This is a genomic window from Cupriavidus sp. 8B (genome assembly GCF_054589115.1).
In genome coordinates this window covers 1-395 of the sequence record NZ_BAAILO010000643.1, presented here as the reverse complement: position 1 = coordinate 395, position 395 = coordinate 1, and the positions used below count along the sequence as shown (strand labels likewise).

Sequence of the window (395 nt, the reverse complement as noted above, 5' to 3'; positions counted from 1 at the left end):
ACGCCGCCGCACGGCGCCATTGAGATCCGTTTGGGCCGAGCGGTGATTCGCATTGAAGGGGCAGTCGACCCGGCCACGTTGCGTACCGTACTGGACCGTTTGACGCCATGATCGGGTTGCCGGCGGGAACACGCATCTGGATCGCTGCAGGCGTGACCGACATGCGCTGCGGATTCAACGGGCTCGCAGCGAAGGTGGAGGCGACTCTGCAGGAGAGCCCGTTCTCCGGCCATGTCTTCGTCTTCCGCGGCAGGCGCGGCAACGTCATCAAGGTATTGTGGTCAACGGGCGATGGGCTTTGCTTGCTCTCGAACTATCTCGTTTCATACTACATCTCCTTCTGTTGAAGTGGAGGATTTTGATTCCGTTGTAACGGACACCGCCGCGGCACGGTC

The 395-nt window shown here is 60.8% G+C and carries 1 protein-coding gene; it reads left to right on the top strand.

Annotation, left to right across the window (positions count from 1 at the left end):
• The first annotated feature begins 107 nt into the window (after positions 1–107).
• Positions 108–347, top strand: a complete 240-nt coding sequence (gene tnpB, locus ACYP5B_RS51525; RefSeq protein ID WP_459575232.1) for an IS66 family insertion sequence element accessory protein TnpB — start codon at positions 108–110, stop codon at positions 345–347.
• Positions 348–395: the final 48 nt, after the last annotated feature.

Bases quoted from the DNA above. Each gene is read 5' to 3' on its own strand.
- tnpB (WP_459575232.1), top strand. From the start codon at position 108: ATGATCGGGTTGCCGGCGGGAACACGCATCTGGATCGCTGCAGGCGTG.